The organism is Candidatus Sodalis pierantonius str. SOPE (assembly GCF_000517405.1).
Classification (GTDB): domain Bacteria; phylum Pseudomonadota; class Gammaproteobacteria; order Enterobacterales; family Enterobacteriaceae; genus Sodalis_C; species Sodalis_C pierantonii.
The window spans coordinates 3,000,809-3,018,104 of the sequence record NZ_CP006568.1; the positions used below are offsets into that span (position 1 = coordinate 3,000,809).

A 17,296-nucleotide genomic window follows, 5' to 3' on the forward strand; every position below is an offset into this window, starting at 1 on the left:
CTCACCGGTTGGTTACTCCGGTACGCGAACTCCGTCCAGCTCACCACCCTCTAGATTCGCGTCTTACGGTGGTGATAACTTCAAGTAACCATTTGGAGGTCATCATGACCACACTGTCTATTGTTCCATTCTCTTTTGAAAAGCATGAAGTGCGCACAATCATTTTAAACGGCGAACCGTGGTTCGTTGGTATTGACGTGTGTTCTGCACTCGGAATAAGCAACAACAGAGATGCCTTAGGCAAGTTGGACGACGACGAAAAGACGACCGTCGCTTTAACCTACAGTCAGCCAAGGACGGGCGCTCAGCGCATTTCTTTGATATCCGAATCCGGCATGTTCACCCTGGTATTACGCTGCCGCGATGCTGTGAAGCAAGGCACCCTGCCTCATCGTTTCTGCAAGTGGGTAACGAGTGAAGTGCTTCCCTCAATTCGCAAGACTGGCAAGTACGAGCATCCCGTCTACAAGCCCGAGTCCCATGAACTTTTCACCGCTAACGATACTTCCAACCTCGCCCGCCTGATTTGGCACATGAGCCATAACTTCCGCTTTAAGCAAGCATGGAATAACAGCATCTGGTACGCCCTACGCGAAGTCACAGGCATCCCCTCACCCCAGCCGATGGAAGTCCGCCATATCCCGCATATTGCCAGAGAATGCGAACGCATATGGACTATTATCGAACGTCTGCAATCGGCTATGGTAGAGGCTGAGAAACGAACCATCCGGCAACTAGTGCGCAAGCGGGAGAACGTGGATAGCATGATGAGCGAAATCGATAGCTTGCTCATTGAGGCCAGCCAGAGTAACGCCTTCATGCTCACCGATACGCTGACCCGTTGGCACAAGTCTGAACTCGGCCAGTTCGCGCAAAGTCACTGACGGTCGCCCCGGCTCGCTGAAGGGCCGGGGATTATGGTGCACGACGTGGTAACACTGTAGTTATGGTTGGGGTTTTTAACCGAGTTAAATTACTGAGGATACTTGATAGCCTTCTCGAGCGCATACCACTAGCATAAGTAAGTATGGTGCGGAATATTCCTCTTTAACTGTTTTGTCCAACACAGTCTTGAGGAATCGTGAAAGCATCATCAAAGCATAGGAGTGTAATTATAATGACTATTTGCATTTCAAATCCCCAATCGAATCTACACATAATAAATTATAAATCAGATGATGTGACAACGTTAGAGAATAAATTGCCGGAAACATTAAGAAAATCGCCCTGCATTGAAAGCAAAGGCTTTTGTTCTTGGATGTGCAGCTTGTTTAATTATCTAACAGGTACTTTTGGAGAAAAATTACGTTGCTCACAGCTAAATATCACTCTAGATTCTATATTTAACCAAAAAAATGGCTGGAAGACTGATTCAACGTTCGAGTATGGAGGTACAATTCAAACCGCGTGGCGAAGTAAACAAGTCGGTGGTACTAAATACCTTGTGACCGCTCCAGCACACGATCTGCCTGACGAAAACACGGTACAAGCACAATTATCTGGGGGACGTTCAACAGCAAGGACGCTCGGTGAAATCAAGGATATCTACAGTAATGCTTATCTAAAGGTATTGGTTCCTATCGCACAAAGCAATACATTAGGTTGTTTTGGGCCTCGCGGCCACTTTGTTCTATTGGAAGTAACAATAAATGATGGAAATATCCAATCAGCTCAACTACATGACTCTAAAGCTGGATTGATTGATGCTTTTTATGATGGCGCAGAGCATTTAACAAAACAACTAAGGACACATGATAGCTTAAGTTTAAGCAAAGATTTTTTCGTCACAACAGAGCATCGCGGCGAGCAATCTTTATTTAATGGAAATGACTGTGGACGCTATACTGCCTACTACGCTAATAAAATCACGAATGAAGGAAACTTGTTAAATGCAAACATCGCAGATGCTCGTTATTTCTTTAAAAACTACTTTGCCAAATAAATGTTCCATCCTCGATGAAAGGATATGGTTTTTATAGTATCGGCGTTATAAACCAGCAGCGAATTGACCCGTGTAGAGGGGGCCGGGGATTACTCTGCCGCATCCGGCACCACGGGCTCGGATAGATTGGTCGGCATGAGAGGATTCGAACCTCCGACCCCCGACACCCCATGACGGTGCGCTACCAGGCTGCGCTACATGCCGAACTCATGGGCGCTTATACTACCCGTTCCTGCTATGAATGCAATAGCAGGATGGCAAATTCTCGCTTTAAAATTCAATGAATTATAATAAATCGATCGAAATTGCTCGGAATTCGATCGAAATAATTATATTTCCGCCCATTCCGACCCTCTCACATCTCGGTACTTGTCCGTCGTTGCGGCGTTTTTGTGTCCTAACAAATTTTGTGCATAATCCCGTCTTTTTTCGTCGGTGTAGAGACGTGCCGCAAGACTTCTGATTTCGTGAAATGATGGCGCTTTGCCTTGCCACGCTAATCCTGATAAGCGACGGGCTTTTAGGAATGCCTTCGATATGGTGTCCTGTGCAAACTGTGGATGCCTTTTGTCTGCTACGATATGGCCCTCTCCTTCGCTTAATTCCCGAAGTTGGTGCAGGACATCAGCGAGGCACAAGTTGATACATCCAATCCTGGTTGTTTCAAGAAACGCCAGCATCATGCCGGTTTTTTCTTGTTTGATGTCGCTTTGTTGAATAAATCCGAAATTTGTGACGACTTCCTCCCTATCAGGGCGATTGCTACATGATGCGGACGCTGTTTGGCATTCCTAACAGCGTGATCCGGTTAAGCGCTTTGACCATTGCCATAGCCTCACCTACCTGCGCGTCATAGTCATGCAGACTCAGATGACCACCCAGAAGTGTTTTAAACCGTAACATAGCCGTTTCAGCCAGTGAACGCCGGTGATAACCTACTTTCTTTTTCCAGGTATCGTTATTGCCGCTCAGATGCTGATTTGCCACCGCATGGTTACGCTCATGGTATCGAGCTGGCCAATATTGCGCACCACTTCGCGGTGGGATAAGCGGCTTTATTTTTTTCCTTAGCAGAGCATCATGACAGTAACGCGTATCGTAAGCACTGTCAGCCGACGCTTCCCTGATTTTCCGGTGGGTTTGGTTAATCAGCCCGGGCAGCGCCTGCGCATCTGTCGTACCGCTTAGCGATAAATCGGCACAGATAATTTCATGTGTCGCGCTATCTACTGCCAGATGAAGCTTGCGCCATACTCTGCGCCTCTCAGCCTCATGCTGCCTGACTTTCCATTCGCCTTCGCCGAAGATTTTTAGGCCGGTGCCATCGATGACCAGGTGTGAGATTTTGCCGCGGGTTGGCGTTTTTATGCTGATGTCGACGGTTTTTGCTCGCCGGCTGACCAGAGAGTAATCTGGGCAGCGCAGCGACAGCCCCATCAGTTTAAAAATCGCGTCAACGAAACCCTGTAACGCCCGGAGCGAAAGGTTAAACACGCGCTTTATCATCAGAACCGTGGTAATGGCCATATCGGTGTAGTGAAGCGGCCGGCCACGATGTTCAGGTGGTGTACTCTCAGTCCATGCAGCAATGGCTGACTCATCAAGCCATACTGGCATGTCCCCCCGCTGCCTGAGCGCATTGTTGTATGCGGGCCAGTTGGTGATTTTAAACTTTTGCTTTGCCATGGGGACCTGATGTTGAAACGAATGTAGTGATCAGAGCCGCCAGTCACCTAAAAGTTCGATTTATTCAACAAAGCCGTTTGATGTACAACTTACCAAGCTTGTAGTCTTCCCAGCGTAGCGCCTGTATATCGCCCAGTCGTTGCCCTGTGGACCAATGCCAGGTCAAGGCAGGGGCCAACCCATGCAGATAATGTGTCCGCCGCTTTACGGATACCCTTCCAATCCTCCAGCGTCATGCGTTTACGTTTCACTTCTACTCGTTGATTGCGGGTAGCTTCAACGGGATTGCTTTTAATAAGTCCTTCAGCAATAGCTTCACGAAATAGGTCAAGCAAAAATGCTCGGATGAGGTTCGCCATCGTTGATTTTCCCGATTTTGCCCACTGGCTCCGCTTTGTTGAATAAATCCGAAATTTGTGACGACTTCCTCCCTATCAGGGCGATTGTTACATGATGCGGACGCTGTTTGGCATTCCCTAACGACCCTGTACACGATTCTGTGTAAATGCCTTTTCTCAGAAGTGACCGTCCAGGCGGTCACCGAACTCGATAATAAAGCGGCTCATTGCCATGCGCCAGTCCCTCTCAAAGGCATTGTCCATTTCTGTGAGGCCGCCTGTATCGCCAGCCACACCACCTTTTTCACTGCGTCCTCGGTCGGGAACACCTTGCGCTTTTTGATGGCATGCCGGATCACGCTGTTTAACGACTCGATGGCGTTGGTCGTGTAGATCACCTTGCGGATGTCCGTTGGGTAGGCAAAGAACGTGGCCAGATTGGCCCAGTTTGCCTGCCAGCTTCGACTTATTTGCGGGTAGCGGATGTCCCAGGCACTGGAGAACGCTTCCAGCGCCTGCAAGCCGGCTTCTTCCGTAGGGGCCTGATAGATAGCTTTCAGGTCGCGGGTGACGGCCTTGTAGTCCTTCCAGGAGACGAACCGCAGGCTGTTGCGCACCATATGTACGATACACAGCTGGAGCCGCGCCTCCGGATACACCGCGTTAATAGCGTCAGGGAAACCTTTCAGCCCGTCTACGCAGGCGATAAGGATATCGTTCAGGCCGCGGTTTTTCAGCTCTGTCAGCACGTTCAGCCAGAACTTTGCGCCTTCATTTTCGGCCAGCCACATACCTAGCAACTCTTTCTGGCCTTCGATGTTGATGCCCAGCGCCAGGAACACAGATTTGTTGATGATGCGGCTGTCCTGCCGGACTTTTAGAACGATACAGTCAAAACAATGGGATAGACTGCATCCAGAGGCCGGTTTTGCCATTCGACAACCTGCTCCATGACCGCATCGGTGACCTTTGAGACCAGCGCCGGCGAGACATCGGCGTCATACAGCTCTTTGAACGCGGCGGCGATCTCGCGGGTGGTCATCCCTTTAGCGTACAACGATAAAATCTGGTTATCCATCCCGGTAATCCGGGTCTGGTTCTTCTTCACCAGTTGCGGTTCAAAGGAACCGTCACGATCGCGCGGAGTACGCAGCGCCAGCGGGCCATCGCCAGTGGTAACGGTTTTTGTAGAATAGCTGTTGCGAGCGTTGGTCCCCGGTTTAGGCTGATTTTTATCGTAGCCGAGGTGATGGGTCATTTCGGCATTAAGAGCTGCTTCGACGCTAATTTTTTTCAGCAGCCGATCGAAGTGACTGAGATCTTCAGGGGTTTTGAGATTTTTGGCCAGTTCGTTAGCCAGAGCCTGCAACTGTTTTTCGTCCATAAATTAACCTGTTTTTGATGTTGGATTGAACATATCAAAATCAGGCAAATACACAAATTTCTAAACAGGCTCGGCCCTGCGGCCGGGACTACAACTCCAGCTCGATATCGTCGACCGGCAGGCAACAGCAGGGCAGAATTTCCCCGCGGCCGACAAACGCCAGCGGCTCCTGGTGGTATTTCACTTCTCCCGCCAGCAGGCGCAGGCGACAGGCGCCGCAGTAGCCGGAGCGGCACTGGAATTCCACCGGCACCTGGTGCGCCTCCAGCGGCGAACGATGCGCCCCGCCGCAGGAGAGAGCTGAGCTGCGTTGGCGCAGGTGGATAACAGGCTGGGCCATGTTACAGCTGGAAGTCGCTGAGGTCGTCGCTGTTAACTTCGGCATCAATTTGCCCTACCAGATAGGAGCTTACTTCCACCTCCTGCGGCGCCACCTGAACGTTATCCGACACCAGCCAGGAGTTGATCCACGGAATCGGGTTGGAGCGGGTGGTAAAGGGCAGATCGAGACCGACCGCCTGCATGCGGATATTGGTGATGTATTCCACATACTGACACAGAATATCTTTGTTCAAGCCAATCATCGACCCGTCGCGGAACAGATAGCTCGCCCAGTCTTTCTCCTGTTGCGCCGCCAGCAAGAACAGATCATAGCTTTCCTGCTGACATTCGCGCGCAATCTCGGCCATTTCGGGATCGTCCTCGCCGGAGCACATCAGGTTGAGCATATGCTGGGTGCCGGTCAGGTGCAGTGCTTCGTCGCGGGCGATGAGGCGAATGATTTTAGCGTTGCCCTCCATCAATTCGCGCTCGGCGAAGGCGAACGAGCAGGCAAAACTGACGTAGAAACGGATCGCCTCCAGCGCGTTGACGCTCATCAGGCACAAATAGAGCTTTTTCTTTAGCTCATGCAGATTCACCACCACCGTTTTGCCGTTGACCTGGTGCGTGCCTTCCCCCAGCAGATGATAATAGCTGGTCAGCTCGATAAGACCGTCGTAATAGCCGGAAATATCCTTGGCGCGTTTCAGGATCTCCTCATTGGTGACGATATCGTCGAACACCAGCGACGGATCGTTGACGATGTTGCGGATAATGTGAGTGTAGGAGCGCGAATGGATAGTTTCTGAAAACGCCCAGGTTTCCACCCAGGTTTCCAGTTCCGGTATCGATATCAGCGGCAGCAGCGCGACATTGGGGCTGCGGCCCTGGATGGAATCCAGCAGCGTCTGATACTTGAGATTGCTGATAAAAATATGTTTTTCGTGCTCCGGCAGCGCTTGATAGTCGATGCGATCGCGCGACACATCCACTTCTTCCGGACGCCAGAAGAACGACAATTGTTTCTCAATCAGCTTCTCAAAAATGTCGTATTTCTGCTGATCGAAACGGGCGACATTCACCGACTGACCGAAAAACATCGGCTCCAGCAGTTGGTTATTTTTAACTTGTGAAAACGTGGTATAGGCCATGGGGACTCCCGTTACACGCGGGCGGCATCGTTACCGCCCGCGTCCATGTTCAAATCTTGCAGGCGCCGCTTTCGCAATCGTCCTGCTGCGTCGACTGCATGTCTTCCTGAGCGTCTTCCGCCCCGTCGCGGGTATTCTGGTAATACATAGCCTTCACCCCGAACTTGTACGCGGTCAGCAAATCCTTCAATAGCTGCTTCATCGGGACTTTACCGGCCGGGAACCGGGACGGGTCATAATTGGTATTGGCGGAGATGGCCTGATCGACGAATTTCTGCATCACGCCCACCAAGTGTAGGTAACCATCGTTGCTCGGCATTTCCCACAGCAGCTCATAGGCTTCCTGCAAACGGATGGACTCCGGCACCACCTGGCGCAGAATACCGTCTTTGGAGGCTTTGATGCTTACCAGGCCGCGCGGCGGCTCGATACCGTTGGTGGCGTTGGAAATCTGCGAAGACGTTTCCGACGGCATCAGCGCCGACAGGGTAGAGTTACGCAAGCCGTGCTGCTTGATATCCGCGCGCAGCGCTTCCCAATCGTAATGCAGCGGTTCGCTGACGATGCTGTCGAGATCTTTTTTATAGGTGTCCACGGGCAGGATACCCTGCGCATAGGTGGTCTCATTAAACCACGGGCAGGCGCCGCGCTCACGGGCCAGATCGTTTGAGGCTTTCAACAGGTAGTACTGAATAGCTTCAAACGTACGGTGGGTCAGGTTATTGGCGCTGCCGTCGGAGTAGCGTACGCCATGCTTGGCCAGATAGTACGCAAAGTTAATCACCCCCACGCCGAGGGTGCGGCGACCCATGGCGCCGCGCTTGGCGGCCGGGATCGGATAGTCCTGATAGTCGAGCAACGCATCGAGGGCGCGCACCGCAAGCGTCGCCAGTTCGCCCAAATCATCCAGGCTATCGATTGCCCCCAGGTTGAAGGCCGACAGAGTACACAGGGCGATTTCGCCGCTGTCGTCGTTAACATCCTCGAGCGGCTTGGTGGGTAGGGCGATTTCCAGGCACAGGTTGGACTGGCGGATCGGCGCCACCGCGGCGTCGAACGGGCTGTGGGTGTTGCAATGATCCACATTCTGCACATAGATACGGCCGGTAGAAGCGCGCTCTTGCATCATTAGCGAGAACAGTTCCACCGCCTTGATGCGGCGCTGACGGATGCTGCTGTCCTGCTCATACTGGGTGTACAGCCGCTCGAATTCATCCTGATCGGCGAAAAAGGCGTCATACAGCCCCGGTACGTCGGAGGGGCTAAACAGCGTAATGTCCTCACCCTTGACCAGGCGCTGGTACATCAGTTTGTTAAGCTGCACGCCGTAATCCATATGGCGCACCCGGTTGGCTTCCACGCCGCGGTTGTTTTTCAGCACCAGCAGGCTTTCCACTTCCAGATGCCACATGGGGTAGAACAAGGTGGCCGCGCCGCCGCGCACGCCGCCCTGCGAGCAGGATTTGACCGCGGTCTGGAAATGTTTATAAAACGGAATACAGCCGGTGTGGAAAGCCTCGCCGCCGCGGATCGGGCTGCCCAGCGCGCGGATGCGGCCGGCGTTAATGCCAATCCCCGCACGCTGGGAAACGTATTTCACAATCGCGCTGGAGGTGGCGTTAATGGAGTCGAGGCTATCGCCGCATTCAATGAGCACGCAGGAACTGAACTGACGGGTCGGGGTGCGTACGCCGGACATAATCGGCGTCGGCAGCGAAATTTTAAACGTCGACACCGCGTCGTAGAACCTTTTGACGTAGTCGAGGCGGGCCGCGCGCGGGTAGCCGGAAAACAGGCAGGTGGCCACCAGCATATAGAGAAACTGGGCGCTCTCGTAAATCTCGCCGGTTACCCGGTTTTGCGCCAGATACTTCCCTTCAAGCTGTTTGACGGCGGCATAGGAGAAGTTCATATCGCGCCAGTGATCGATAAACCCGTCCATCTGCTTAAATTCGTCGGCGCTGTAGTCCGTTAGCAAATGTTTATCGTATTTGCCCATCTCGACCAGACGCGAGACGTGTTCGTAGAGTTTCGGTGGCTCAAACCGGCCGTAGGCTTTTTTGCGCAAATGGAACACCGCCAGCCGGGCGGCGAGATACTGGTAGTCGGGCGCCTCGCGCGAAATCAGATCCGCCGCGGCTTTGATAATGGTTTCGTGGATATCGGCGGTTTTGATGCCGTCGTAGAACTGGATATGGGAACGTAATTCCACCTGGGAAACGGAAACGTTTTCCAACCCTTCGGCCGCCCAGTCGATGACCCGGTGGATTTTATCGAGGTTAATGGTTTCTTTACGTCCGTCGCGCTTGGTGACTAGCAGACTCTGGTTCATGCGGCTTTATACCTGTCTGTGTGACCCGCAGACGCCCTGCTGGCGCGCAGGCAAAATAGTGCCTTGCTAGGGGCAAATCACTATATATGGGTCTTTTAGTTAGTTTGGTAACAAGATAGTGACAAAGCCACCGCAATGCAAGTGAGTAACTTGCCAACTTTTGTGGATAACGTTGGGGAGAAACGGTCAGCAAACGGGTAAGCCGCTATTGTGCCTGCGCTTCGCGCTTGTCAATTGCGGGGGATAAATTTTTCTAAAATAATGCGATCGTTGCTTAATTGAACGCCGTCTGTTTTTGACGGCGCCGCACGCGGGCGCCAACGGCCCGGCAGTTGACGGATCTCGGGGAGAAACGGCAGCTCCCGACGCGTTAGGCGGCCCAACAGGGAGGATCACGTCGTCGTCGTGACGGGCCTCCTCGGGAGGTAGTCAACGTCTCTCGACCTGACGAAGACGTCTGGAGGAAGTGCGCGCTCCTGCGCCGCGGCGGCCAGCGCCTTACGCTTGCCGGTGCGTATGCAGCATATAATTCACATCCACGTTACCACCCAAATAGAAACGATCCCGCAGCGGATTGTAATGCAAACCGATAATATGCTGCTCGCGCAGCGGGGTGTCGTCCACCCAACCCAGTAGCTCGGCGGGTTTGATGAATTTATTGATATCATGCGTGCCCCGCGGCACCAGGCGCAACACATATTCGGCGCCGACGATGGCCATGAGCCAGGCCTTCGGATTACGGTTCAGCGTCGAAAAAAACACCTCGCCGCCCGGTTTCACCAACCGCGCGCAGGCGCGGACGATAGACGCCGGATCCGGCACATGCTCCAGCATTTCCATACAGGTCACCACATCATAGGCGCCGGGATGCGCCTCGGCGTGCGCCTCGACCGTCTCTTGGCGATAATCCAGGGCCACGCCGCTTTCCAAGGCGTGCAACTGGGCCACCGCCAGCGGTTCGGCGCCCATATCCAGACCGGTCACCTTCGCCCCTTCGCGCGCCATGCTTTCCGCCAGAATGCCGCCCCCGCAGCCGACGTCCAGCACGTTTTTTCCAAACAGCCCGCCGGCGCGTTCGAGAATATAATCCAAGCGCAGGGGATTGATGCGGTGCAGCGGCTTGAATTCGCCGTCAAGATCCCACCAGCGGGCGGCGACGGCGTCGAATTTGGCGATTTCGCCCGGATCGACATTTTCCTGACGGGGCGGGGCGTTATGGTCCGCTTCTTTACTTACTTCGGGGGTCATGTAAAAGCTCCTTATACATTTATTGGCTAAGTATACGCGCAACCGGGCCGTACGGCAGCCCGTTTGCCCGCAAAAGCCTGCATTAGCGGCGTGCGGGGAGCGTCGGCGGGTGCCGATGGGGACATGAGATGATTCCGCTACGCCTTTCAACGGTGACTGTGCCCTTTCACAGAAAAAAGATGGTATACTCTGACACCTTTAAATCCGGGTAGAAGCTTCATTTAGTAGAGGGATAGCGGCTCCATGAGCGACCTTGCCAGAGAAATTACACCGGTCAATATCGAAGAAGAGCTGAAACGTTCTTATCTGGATTACGCCATGTCCGTCATCGTCGGACGCGCGTTGCCGGATGTGCGGGACGGACTCAAACCCGTACACCGTCGCGTGCTGTTTGCGATGAGCGTGCTCGGTAATAACTGGAATAAACCTTATAAAAAATCGGCGCGCGTCGTCGGCGACGTCATCGGTAAATATCACCCCCACGGGGATACCGCTGTCTACGACACCATCGTGCGTATGGCACAGCCGTTCTCGCTGCGTTACATGTTGGTGGATGGCCAGGGCAACTTCGGCTCCGTTGACGGCGACTCCGCCGCGGCGATGCGTTATACCGAAGTGCGCATGGCGAAAATTGCCCACGAATTGCTGGCGGATCTGGAAAAAGAGACCGTCGATTACGTGCCCAACTATGACGGCACCGAGCAAATTCCCGATGTCATGCCCACCAGGATCCCCAACCTGCTGGTCAACGGCTCTTCCGGCATCGCTGTGGGGATGGCCACCAACATTCCGCCGCACAACCTCGCGGAAGTCATCGACGGCTGCCTGGCCTATATCGACGATGAGAACATCAGCGTCGAAGGCCTGATGGAGCATATCCCCGGTCCCGATTTCCCCACCGCCGCCATCATCAATGGCCGGCGCGGCATCGAAGAGGCATACCGCACCGGGCGCGGCAAAATCTACATCCGCGCGCGCGCCGAGGTAGAAACGGACGGCAAAACCGGCCGCGAAACCATCATCGTGCATGAAATTCCCTATCAGGTGAATAAAGCGCGCCTGATTGAGAAAATCGCCGAGCTGGTCAAAGAAAAGCGCGTAGAGGGCATCAGCGGCCTGCGCGATGAATCCGACAAAGACGGTATGCGCATCGTCATTGAAATCAAACGTGACGCGGTTGGGGAGGTGGTGCTTAACAATCTGTACTCCCTGACCCAGCTGCAGGTGTCGTTCGGTATCAATATGGTGGCGCTGCATCAGGGGCAGCCGAAGATCCTGCCGCTGAAGGACATTTTATCCGCCTTTGTGCGCCATCGCCGCGAAGTGGTGACCCGCCGCACTATTTTTGAGCTGCGCAAGGCCCGCGAGCGTGCCCATATACTGGAAGCGCTGGCGGTGGCGGTGGCGAACATCGACCCGATTATCGAACTGATCCGCCAGGCGCCGACACCGGCTGAAGCGAAAGCCGCCCTGGTGGCGCGTTCGCGGGCGCTGGGCACCGTCTCCGCCACGCTGGAGCGCGCTGGCGACGCCGCCGCCCGACCCGAGTGGCTGGAGCCGCAGTACGGCATTCGCGACGGTCAATATTATCTGACCGAGCAGCAGGCCCAGGCGATTTTGGATCTGCGGCTGCAAAAACTGACCGGTCTGGAACACGAAAAACTGCTTGATGAATACAAGGAGCTGCTGACCCAGATAGCGGAACTTATCCGCATCCTGCAGAATCCGGACCGCCTGATGGAAGTGATCCGCGAAGAGCTTGTCGCCATTAAAGAGCAGTATAGCGATCTGCGCCGCACCGAGATTACCGCCAATACTTCGGATATCAATATCGAAGACCTGATTAATCAGGAAGATGTGGTAGTCACTCTGTCCCATCAGGGTTACGTGAAGTATCAGCCGTTGACGGACTATGAAGCGCAGCGCCGCGGCGGAAAAGGCAAGTCGGCGGCCAGCATCAAGGAAGAGGACTTCATCGACCGGCTGCTGGTGGCGAACACCCACGACACCATCTTGCTGTTCTCCAGCCGGGGACGAATGTATTGGATGAAGGTCTATCAGTTGCCGGAAGCCAGCCGCGGCGCCCGCGGCCGGCCGATAGTCAATCTGCTGCCGCTGGAGTCCAACGAACGTATCACCGCCATTTTGCCGGTGCGTGATTATGAAGAAGGACGCCACGTCTTTATGGCGACCGCCAGCGGCACCGTGAAGAAAACCTCGCTTATCGAGTTTAGCCGCCCGCGCAGCGCCGGGATTATCGCCGTTAATCTTAACGATGGCGATGAGCTGATCGGGGTGGATCTGACCGACGGCAGCAACGAAGTTATGCTGTTCTCCGCCTATGGCAAAGTGGTGCGTTTCCCGGAAAATCAGGTGCGCAGCATGGGGCGGACCGCGATCGGCGTCCGGGGGATCAATCTGGCGGACGGCGACCGGGTGGTGTCCCTCATCGTGCCGCGCGGCGAGGGGCCAATATTGACGGTCACCCAGCACGGCTATGGCAAGCGTACCGCGCAGGCCGAATACCCGACCAAGTCCCGCGCGACCCAGGGCGTTATCTCCATTAAGGTGAGCGAACGCAACGGCGAAGTGGTGGGGGCGGTGCAGGTGGATGACTGCGACCAGATCATGATGATAACGGACGCCGGCACGCTGGTGCGCACGCGGGTTTCCGAGGTGAGCATCGTCGGGCGCAACACCCAGGGCGTGACGCTTATCCGCACCGCGCAGGATGAGCACGTGGTGGGGCTGCAGCGCGTCGCCGAACCGGTGGACGATGAGGATTTGGATTCGGTGGCGATCCCGGATGCGGCGCCTGAAGACGACCTCATGGATGCCGATGAAGCGGATGATGGCGTCAGCGATGACGATGATGTCGACGGTGAACGCGAATAACACCCTCGACCGGCGACGCGCCGGTGCGTAAAGGTGACAAACAAGTGCCAGCGCGGTTGCGCTGGCCTTTTTGATTCTGGCTGGTTTTCTTTATCTGAACGGTACGGGTTTGAAATATCTTACTTCGTTTCGCACTACGGTCAAAATCTCCCGCTACCTGTTCAGGACGCTAACGCTAATGCTGTGGGCGCTCGGCACGCTATTATCCTTCCTTTATTTTGTCAGCCTGCTGCATCAGCGGGAATCCGTGCTGCGGCAGGAATACGACAATAGCTACGAGCAGGCGCAGAATTATATCCGGCACTCGGTGGATATCACGCGCCAGCTGAGATACATGGCGGAAAACCGGCTGACCGGCAGCCTGGGCGGGCTGGATAGGCTGGACGCCAACGCCGGCGGCAAACTCACCCAGCCGCGCTACAGCGCGCTAATCCCCAATGGCGACTGCGCCAAAGAAACGCCGCGTTTTCATGCCGCGATCAGCGCGCTGACCTATTTTCTCAGCTATTGGAAAGACAATTTTTCCGATGCCTACGATCTCAACCGAGTTTTTTATATCGGCGGGGAGAGCCTGTGCCTGGCCGATTTCGGCATGCACAGCGTGGAGAACGGCAACGACGCCGTGCCGAAAAGCCTGGTGCGCCAGGTCATCAAATTTCGCAACGCGCGCCTCAGCGACCGGCAGGGCACGCAATATTGGGTCGCCCCCGGTAACCGGCACGACAGCGGCAGCTATTATGTGCTTATCCCCCTTTATAGCGGCAATAAGCTGGAAGCACTTATCGGCATCGAGCAAACGATAAGGCTGGAGGATTTCGCCAGCGCCAGTAACCTGCCGATCGGCCTTACGCTGCTGGACCAAAACAATCTGCCGCTGCTGAGCCTGACCAGCGGCGAACGCAGCGCCGCGGCGCTGGGTATCTTTCCGTCGCAGCCGGCGTTTTTCGGCTATAACCACGGTTTTGCCAATCTGGTGATGAAAAAACCGCTGTCGCAAACCGCGCTGAGCATGGCGTTTTCGCTGCCGCGCAGCGCGGTGATAGACAATCTCAGCATGCTGCTGTTTAAACTGGGGCTGTTGAATCTCTTTTCCGCTGCGGCGCTGATGTGCTTAACCTGGCTGTTTGAGCGCGGGATGCTGGCGCCGGCGGAAAAGAACGTTTATCAGTTGGAAGAGAATGAACAGTTTAACCGCAAAATCGTCGCCTCTGCGCCGGTGGGCATCTCCATTCTGCGCATCAGCGACGGCTCCAATCTCATTAGTAATGAGTTAGAGCATAATTATTTAAGCATGCTTACCCATGAGGATCGCCAGTGCATTACCCATATCATCAGTGGGCAGCAGGTTAATTTTGTCGATGTCATTACCAGCAACAATACCAACTTGCAAATCAGCTTCGTCCATTCCCGCTATCGTAACCAGAACGTCGCTATTTGTGTGCTGGTGGACGTCAGCGCTCGCGTGCGGATGGAGGAGTCGCTGCAGGATATGGCGGCGGCCGCCGAGCAGGCCAGCCAGGCCAAATCGATGTTCCTGGCGACCGTGAGCCACGAGCTGCGCACGCCGCTGTATGGCATTATTGGCAACCTGGATCCGTTGAAAACAAAGGTTCTGCCGGACGGCGTCGACAGGCTGGTCATGGCGATGAGTAACTCCTCGGCGCTGCTGCTCAACATCATTAGCGACATCCTTGATTTCTCCAAAATCGAATCAGAGCAGCTGAAGATTGAACCGAAAGACTACTCCCCCCGCGAGACGGTGAGCTATATCGTTGGCAATTACCTGTCGCTGGTGGTGAAAAAACGCCTGGGATTGTACTGCTTTATCGATCCCGACGTACCGGACAGCCTGCGCGGCGATCCGGTGCGTTTGTAGCAGGTACTGTCCAATTTATTGAATAATGCCATTAAATTTACCCGCAGCGGCAGTATCGTGGTGGCGGTGTACTGTCGGGACGGCTATTTGCAGTTTAGCGTGCGGGATACCGGCGTCGGCATGCAGCCGCGGGAAGTGATGCGCCTTTTCGATCCGTTTGTGCAATTGGGCGACGGCGGCCAGCGCCCGACCCAGGGTACCGGCCTGGGGCTGGCGATTTGTGAAAAACTGGTCAATTTAATGGACGGCGATATCGCCGTGGAGTCCGAACGCGGCATCGGCAGCCGTTTCACCATCCGGCTGCCGCTTTATCAGGCGGTCACCCGGCCGGCACAGACACAGGATGCCGCTGGGCATACCTGCTGGTTGGCGGTGCGCAATAGCGCCATGGGACGCTATTTGCAGTTGTTATTGCGTCATCAGGGGCTGACGATGCTGGACTATCATGACGAAGCGTTAAGCGTCGACGATATTTTCCTGTGCGATGATCCGCAGCAGCCGGAAGGGACGGCGCGCGCCAAGATTTGCTTCTCCAACGAGCATATTGGTCCTGCGGAGGAGATCCGCCCCGGCTATTGGCACGTCACTCCGGCGTTCACCGGGGATCTGCCGTTGTTGCTCAACTACCTCTATCGCAGCGAACAGGCGGTGTGTCCGGCGTTGCCGGCGCCGCAGGTGATGCTACCCGCGAGCGTTGACAACGACGATATCCTGATTTTGGTGGTGGACGATCACCCCATCAACCGTCGGCTGCTGGCGGATCAGCTGGGTTCGCTGGGCTATCAGGTCATAACCGCCAACGACGGGCTGGATGCGCTGAATGTCATAAGCCGGCAGGCGGTGGACATGATTTTGAGCGACGTCAATATGCCGAACATGGATGGGTATCAATTTGCCCGCGCGCTGCGCACCCAGGGTAGGGTGACGCCGGTAGTCGGCGTGACCGCCAACGCGCTGGCGGAGGAAAAACAGCGCTGTCTGGATGCGGGTATGGACAACTGCCTATCAAAACCGGTGACGCTGGAGGTGCTACAGCCGGTGCTTACGGCCTACAGCCAAAAGGTACGCCAGGCGCGAAAACCGGCTGAGGATTGAGGGCGAAAGTTGCCGCGGGCAGTATAAAACCAGCCGCGCACTCTGCGGTCGAGAGCGGAGCGCACCCCAGGAGCGATTGTCGGTCAAAATGGATGTGAAAGTGTGCTGCGTCGCTGTGCCGAATAACCTGGCGCGGGTAGCGTGCAGGCGTGTCGCGCTATCGCCGGATAAAACCGCGGCGAACGCCGACGGGCGGCTCGATCAAGGTGGGCGCGCAGGCCAGATACGCCGCTTTGCCGCATCATTTGGCGCGGGTAGCGTGAAGATGGCTATGCCGGATAACGCGAGGCGGGTGCGATGGGCGCCCGTGACGACACCCCTTAAGGCGGCGCAGCGGCAGGCTATGCCGCGCGTCCGAAAAGGGGGGAATTACTCTTTATCCACCGGCGCCATGCTTACCGACGAGAGGTAATTCAACAGGCCGATATCGTTTTCCACGCCCAGTTTGAGCATGGCCGATTTCTTCTGGCTGCTAATGGTTTTGATGCTACGGTTCAGTTTTTTGGCGATTTCAGTCACCAGAAAACCCTCGGCAAACAGCCGCAGCACTTCGCTTTCCTTGGGCGACAGGCGTTTGTCGCCGTAACCGCCGGCGTTGATGCGTTCCAGAAGCTTCGCGACGCTCTCGGGCGTGTATTTCTTGCTTTTTTGCAGCGATGCCAATGCCTTGGGCAGGTCGGTAGGCGCGCCCTGCTTCAACACGATACCGTCGATATCCAGCTCCAGCACCGCGCTCAAAATCGCCGGGTTGTTATTCATGGTCAGAACAATGATCGCCAGGTGCGGATAATGGCGTTTGATGTATTTGATTAACGTGATGCCATCACCGTACTTTTCTCCCGGCATGAAGAGATCCGTCACTAAGACATTCGCATCCAATTTGCCAAGACTATTAATAAGGGCGGTGGAGTCCTCGAATTCGCCAACAACGTTGACCCATTCGATTTGCTCAAGGGATTTTCGAATGCCGAACAAGACGATCGGATGGTCATCGGCAATGATGACATTAAGGTTATTCATAGTTAAGG

At 54.9% G+C, this 17,296-nt stretch carries 11 protein-coding genes, 1 tRNA gene and 2 pseudogenes; 4 read left to right on the top strand and 10 right to left on the bottom strand.

The annotated features are described in order from the left end of the window. Nucleotides 1-104: 104 nt before the first annotated feature. The gene (locus tag SOPEG_RS15115; protein WP_025245969.1) at nucleotides 105-884 is read left to right on the top strand and encodes a BRO-N domain-containing protein; all 780 of its coding nucleotides are present in this window, start codon (nucleotides 105-107) and stop codon (nucleotides 882-884) included. A 296-nt stretch (nucleotides 885-1,180) separates the two neighbouring features. Beyond that, complete coding sequence (locus SOPEG_RS25010) at nucleotides 1,181-1,942, top strand: hypothetical protein (RefSeq protein WP_236851504.1); 762 nt, start codon at nucleotides 1,181-1,183, stop codon at nucleotides 1,940-1,942. A 127-nt stretch (nucleotides 1,943-2,069) separates the two neighbouring features. Here SOPEG_RS25010 and SOPEG_RS15120 read toward each other — a convergent pair. From SOPEG_RS15120 to ubiG, 9 genes and pseudogenes are all read right to left on the bottom strand, one after another. Next, nucleotides 2,070-2,146 (bottom strand) — tRNA-Pro (locus SOPEG_RS15120). A 125-nt stretch (nucleotides 2,147-2,271) separates the two neighbouring features. Next, the gene (locus tag SOPEG_RS15125; RefSeq protein WP_051419787.1) at nucleotides 2,272-2,625 is read right to left on the bottom strand and encodes a tyrosine-type recombinase/integrase; all 354 of its coding nucleotides are present in this window, start codon (nucleotides 2,623-2,625) and stop codon (nucleotides 2,272-2,274) included. A gap of 79 nt (nucleotides 2,626-2,704) precedes the next feature. After that, on the bottom strand, nucleotides 2,705-3,628 hold the full coding sequence (locus SOPEG_RS15130) for an IS5-like element ISSoEn1 family transposase (RefSeq protein WP_025245971.1): 924 nt from the start codon (nucleotides 3,626-3,628) through the stop codon (nucleotides 2,705-2,707). An 89-nt stretch (nucleotides 3,629-3,717) separates the two neighbouring features. Next, nucleotides 3,718-3,987, bottom strand: a complete 270-nt coding sequence (locus tag SOPEG_RS15135; protein ID WP_051419788.1) for a hypothetical protein — start codon at nucleotides 3,985-3,987, stop codon at nucleotides 3,718-3,720. Between the two features lie 156 nt (nucleotides 3,988-4,143). Continuing rightward, nucleotides 4,144-5,350: pseudogene (locus tag SOPEG_RS26520) on the bottom strand (IS256-like element ISSoEn2 family transposase). An 88-nt stretch (nucleotides 5,351-5,438) separates the two neighbouring features. Beyond that, nucleotides 5,439-5,690, bottom strand: a complete 252-nt coding sequence (yfaE, locus tag SOPEG_RS15145) for a class I ribonucleotide reductase maintenance protein YfaE (protein ID WP_025245974.1) — start codon at nucleotides 5,688-5,690, stop codon at nucleotides 5,439-5,441. A gap of 1 nt (nucleotide 5,691) precedes the next feature. Then, nucleotides 5,692-6,822, bottom strand: coding sequence for a class Ia ribonucleoside-diphosphate reductase subunit beta (nrdB, locus tag SOPEG_RS15150; RefSeq protein ID WP_025245975.1), 1,131 nt, complete (start codon nucleotides 6,820-6,822; stop codon nucleotides 5,692-5,694). A gap of 49 nt (nucleotides 6,823-6,871) precedes the next feature. Continuing rightward, complete coding sequence (nrdA, locus tag SOPEG_RS15155) at nucleotides 6,872-9,154, bottom strand: class 1a ribonucleoside-diphosphate reductase subunit alpha (protein WP_025245976.1); 2,283 nt, start codon at nucleotides 9,152-9,154, stop codon at nucleotides 6,872-6,874. Nucleotides 9,155-9,652: 498 nt separating this feature from the next. Next, nucleotides 9,653-10,402 carry a bifunctional 2-polyprenyl-6-hydroxyphenol methylase/3-demethylubiquinol 3-O-methyltransferase UbiG gene (gene ubiG, locus SOPEG_RS15160; protein ID WP_025245977.1) on the bottom strand — a complete coding sequence of 250 codons (750 nt, stop codon included), beginning with the start codon at nucleotides 10,400-10,402 and terminating at the stop codon, nucleotides 9,653-9,655. 243 nt (nucleotides 10,403-10,645) lie between these two features. Here ubiG and gyrA point away from each other — a divergent pair, with 243 nt between their 5' ends. Both gyrA and rcsC read left to right on the top strand, forming a co-directional pair. Continuing rightward, complete coding sequence (gyrA, locus tag SOPEG_RS15165; RefSeq protein ID WP_025245978.1) at nucleotides 10,646-13,297, top strand: DNA topoisomerase (ATP-hydrolyzing) subunit A; 2,652 nt, start codon at nucleotides 10,646-10,648, stop codon at nucleotides 13,295-13,297. Nucleotides 13,298-13,406: 109 nt separating this feature from the next. After that, nucleotides 13,407-16,268: pseudogene (gene rcsC, locus SOPEG_RS15170) on the top strand (two-component system sensor histidine kinase RcsC). 369 nt (nucleotides 16,269-16,637) lie between these two features. Here rcsC and rcsB read toward each other — a convergent pair. Further along, a complete protein-coding gene (gene rcsB / locus SOPEG_RS15175) occupies nucleotides 16,638-17,288 on the bottom strand; it encodes a response regulator transcription factor RcsB (protein WP_025245979.1) in 651 nt (216 codons plus the stop codon). Nucleotides 17,289-17,296: the final 8 nt, after the last annotated feature.

Coding starts and splice junctions, on each gene's coding strand:
- SOPEG_RS15115 (WP_025245969.1), top strand. CDS start 105: ATGACCACACTGTCTATTGTTCCATTCTCTTTTGAAAAGCATGAAGTG.
- gyrA (WP_025245978.1), top strand. CDS start 10,646: ATGAGCGACCTTGCCAGAGAAATTACACCGGTCAATATCGAAGAAGAG.
- ubiG (WP_025245977.1), bottom strand. CDS start 10,402: ATGACCCCCGAAGTAAGTAAAGAAGCGGACCATAACGCCCCGCCCCGT.
- rcsB (WP_025245979.1), bottom strand. CDS start 17,288: ATGAATAACCTTAATGTCATCATTGCCGATGACCATCCGATCGTCTTG.
- nrdA (WP_025245976.1), bottom strand. CDS start 9,154: ATGAACCAGAGTCTGCTAGTCACCAAGCGCGACGGACGTAAAGAAACC.
- SOPEG_RS15130 (WP_025245971.1), bottom strand. CDS start 3,628: ATGGCAAAGCAAAAGTTTAAAATCACCAACTGGCCCGCATACAACAAT.
- nrdB (WP_025245975.1), bottom strand. CDS start 6,822: ATGGCCTATACCACGTTTTCACAAGTTAAAAATAACCAACTGCTGGAG.
- yfaE (WP_025245974.1), bottom strand. CDS start 5,690: ATGGCCCAGCCTGTTATCCACCTGCGCCAACGCAGCTCAGCTCTCTCC.
- SOPEG_RS15125 (WP_051419787.1), bottom strand. CDS start 2,625: ATGATGCTGGCGTTTCTTGAAACAACCAGGATTGGATGTATCAACTTG.
- SOPEG_RS15135 (WP_051419788.1), bottom strand. CDS start 3,987: ATGGCGAACCTCATCCGAGCATTTTTGCTTGACCTATTTCGTGAAGCT.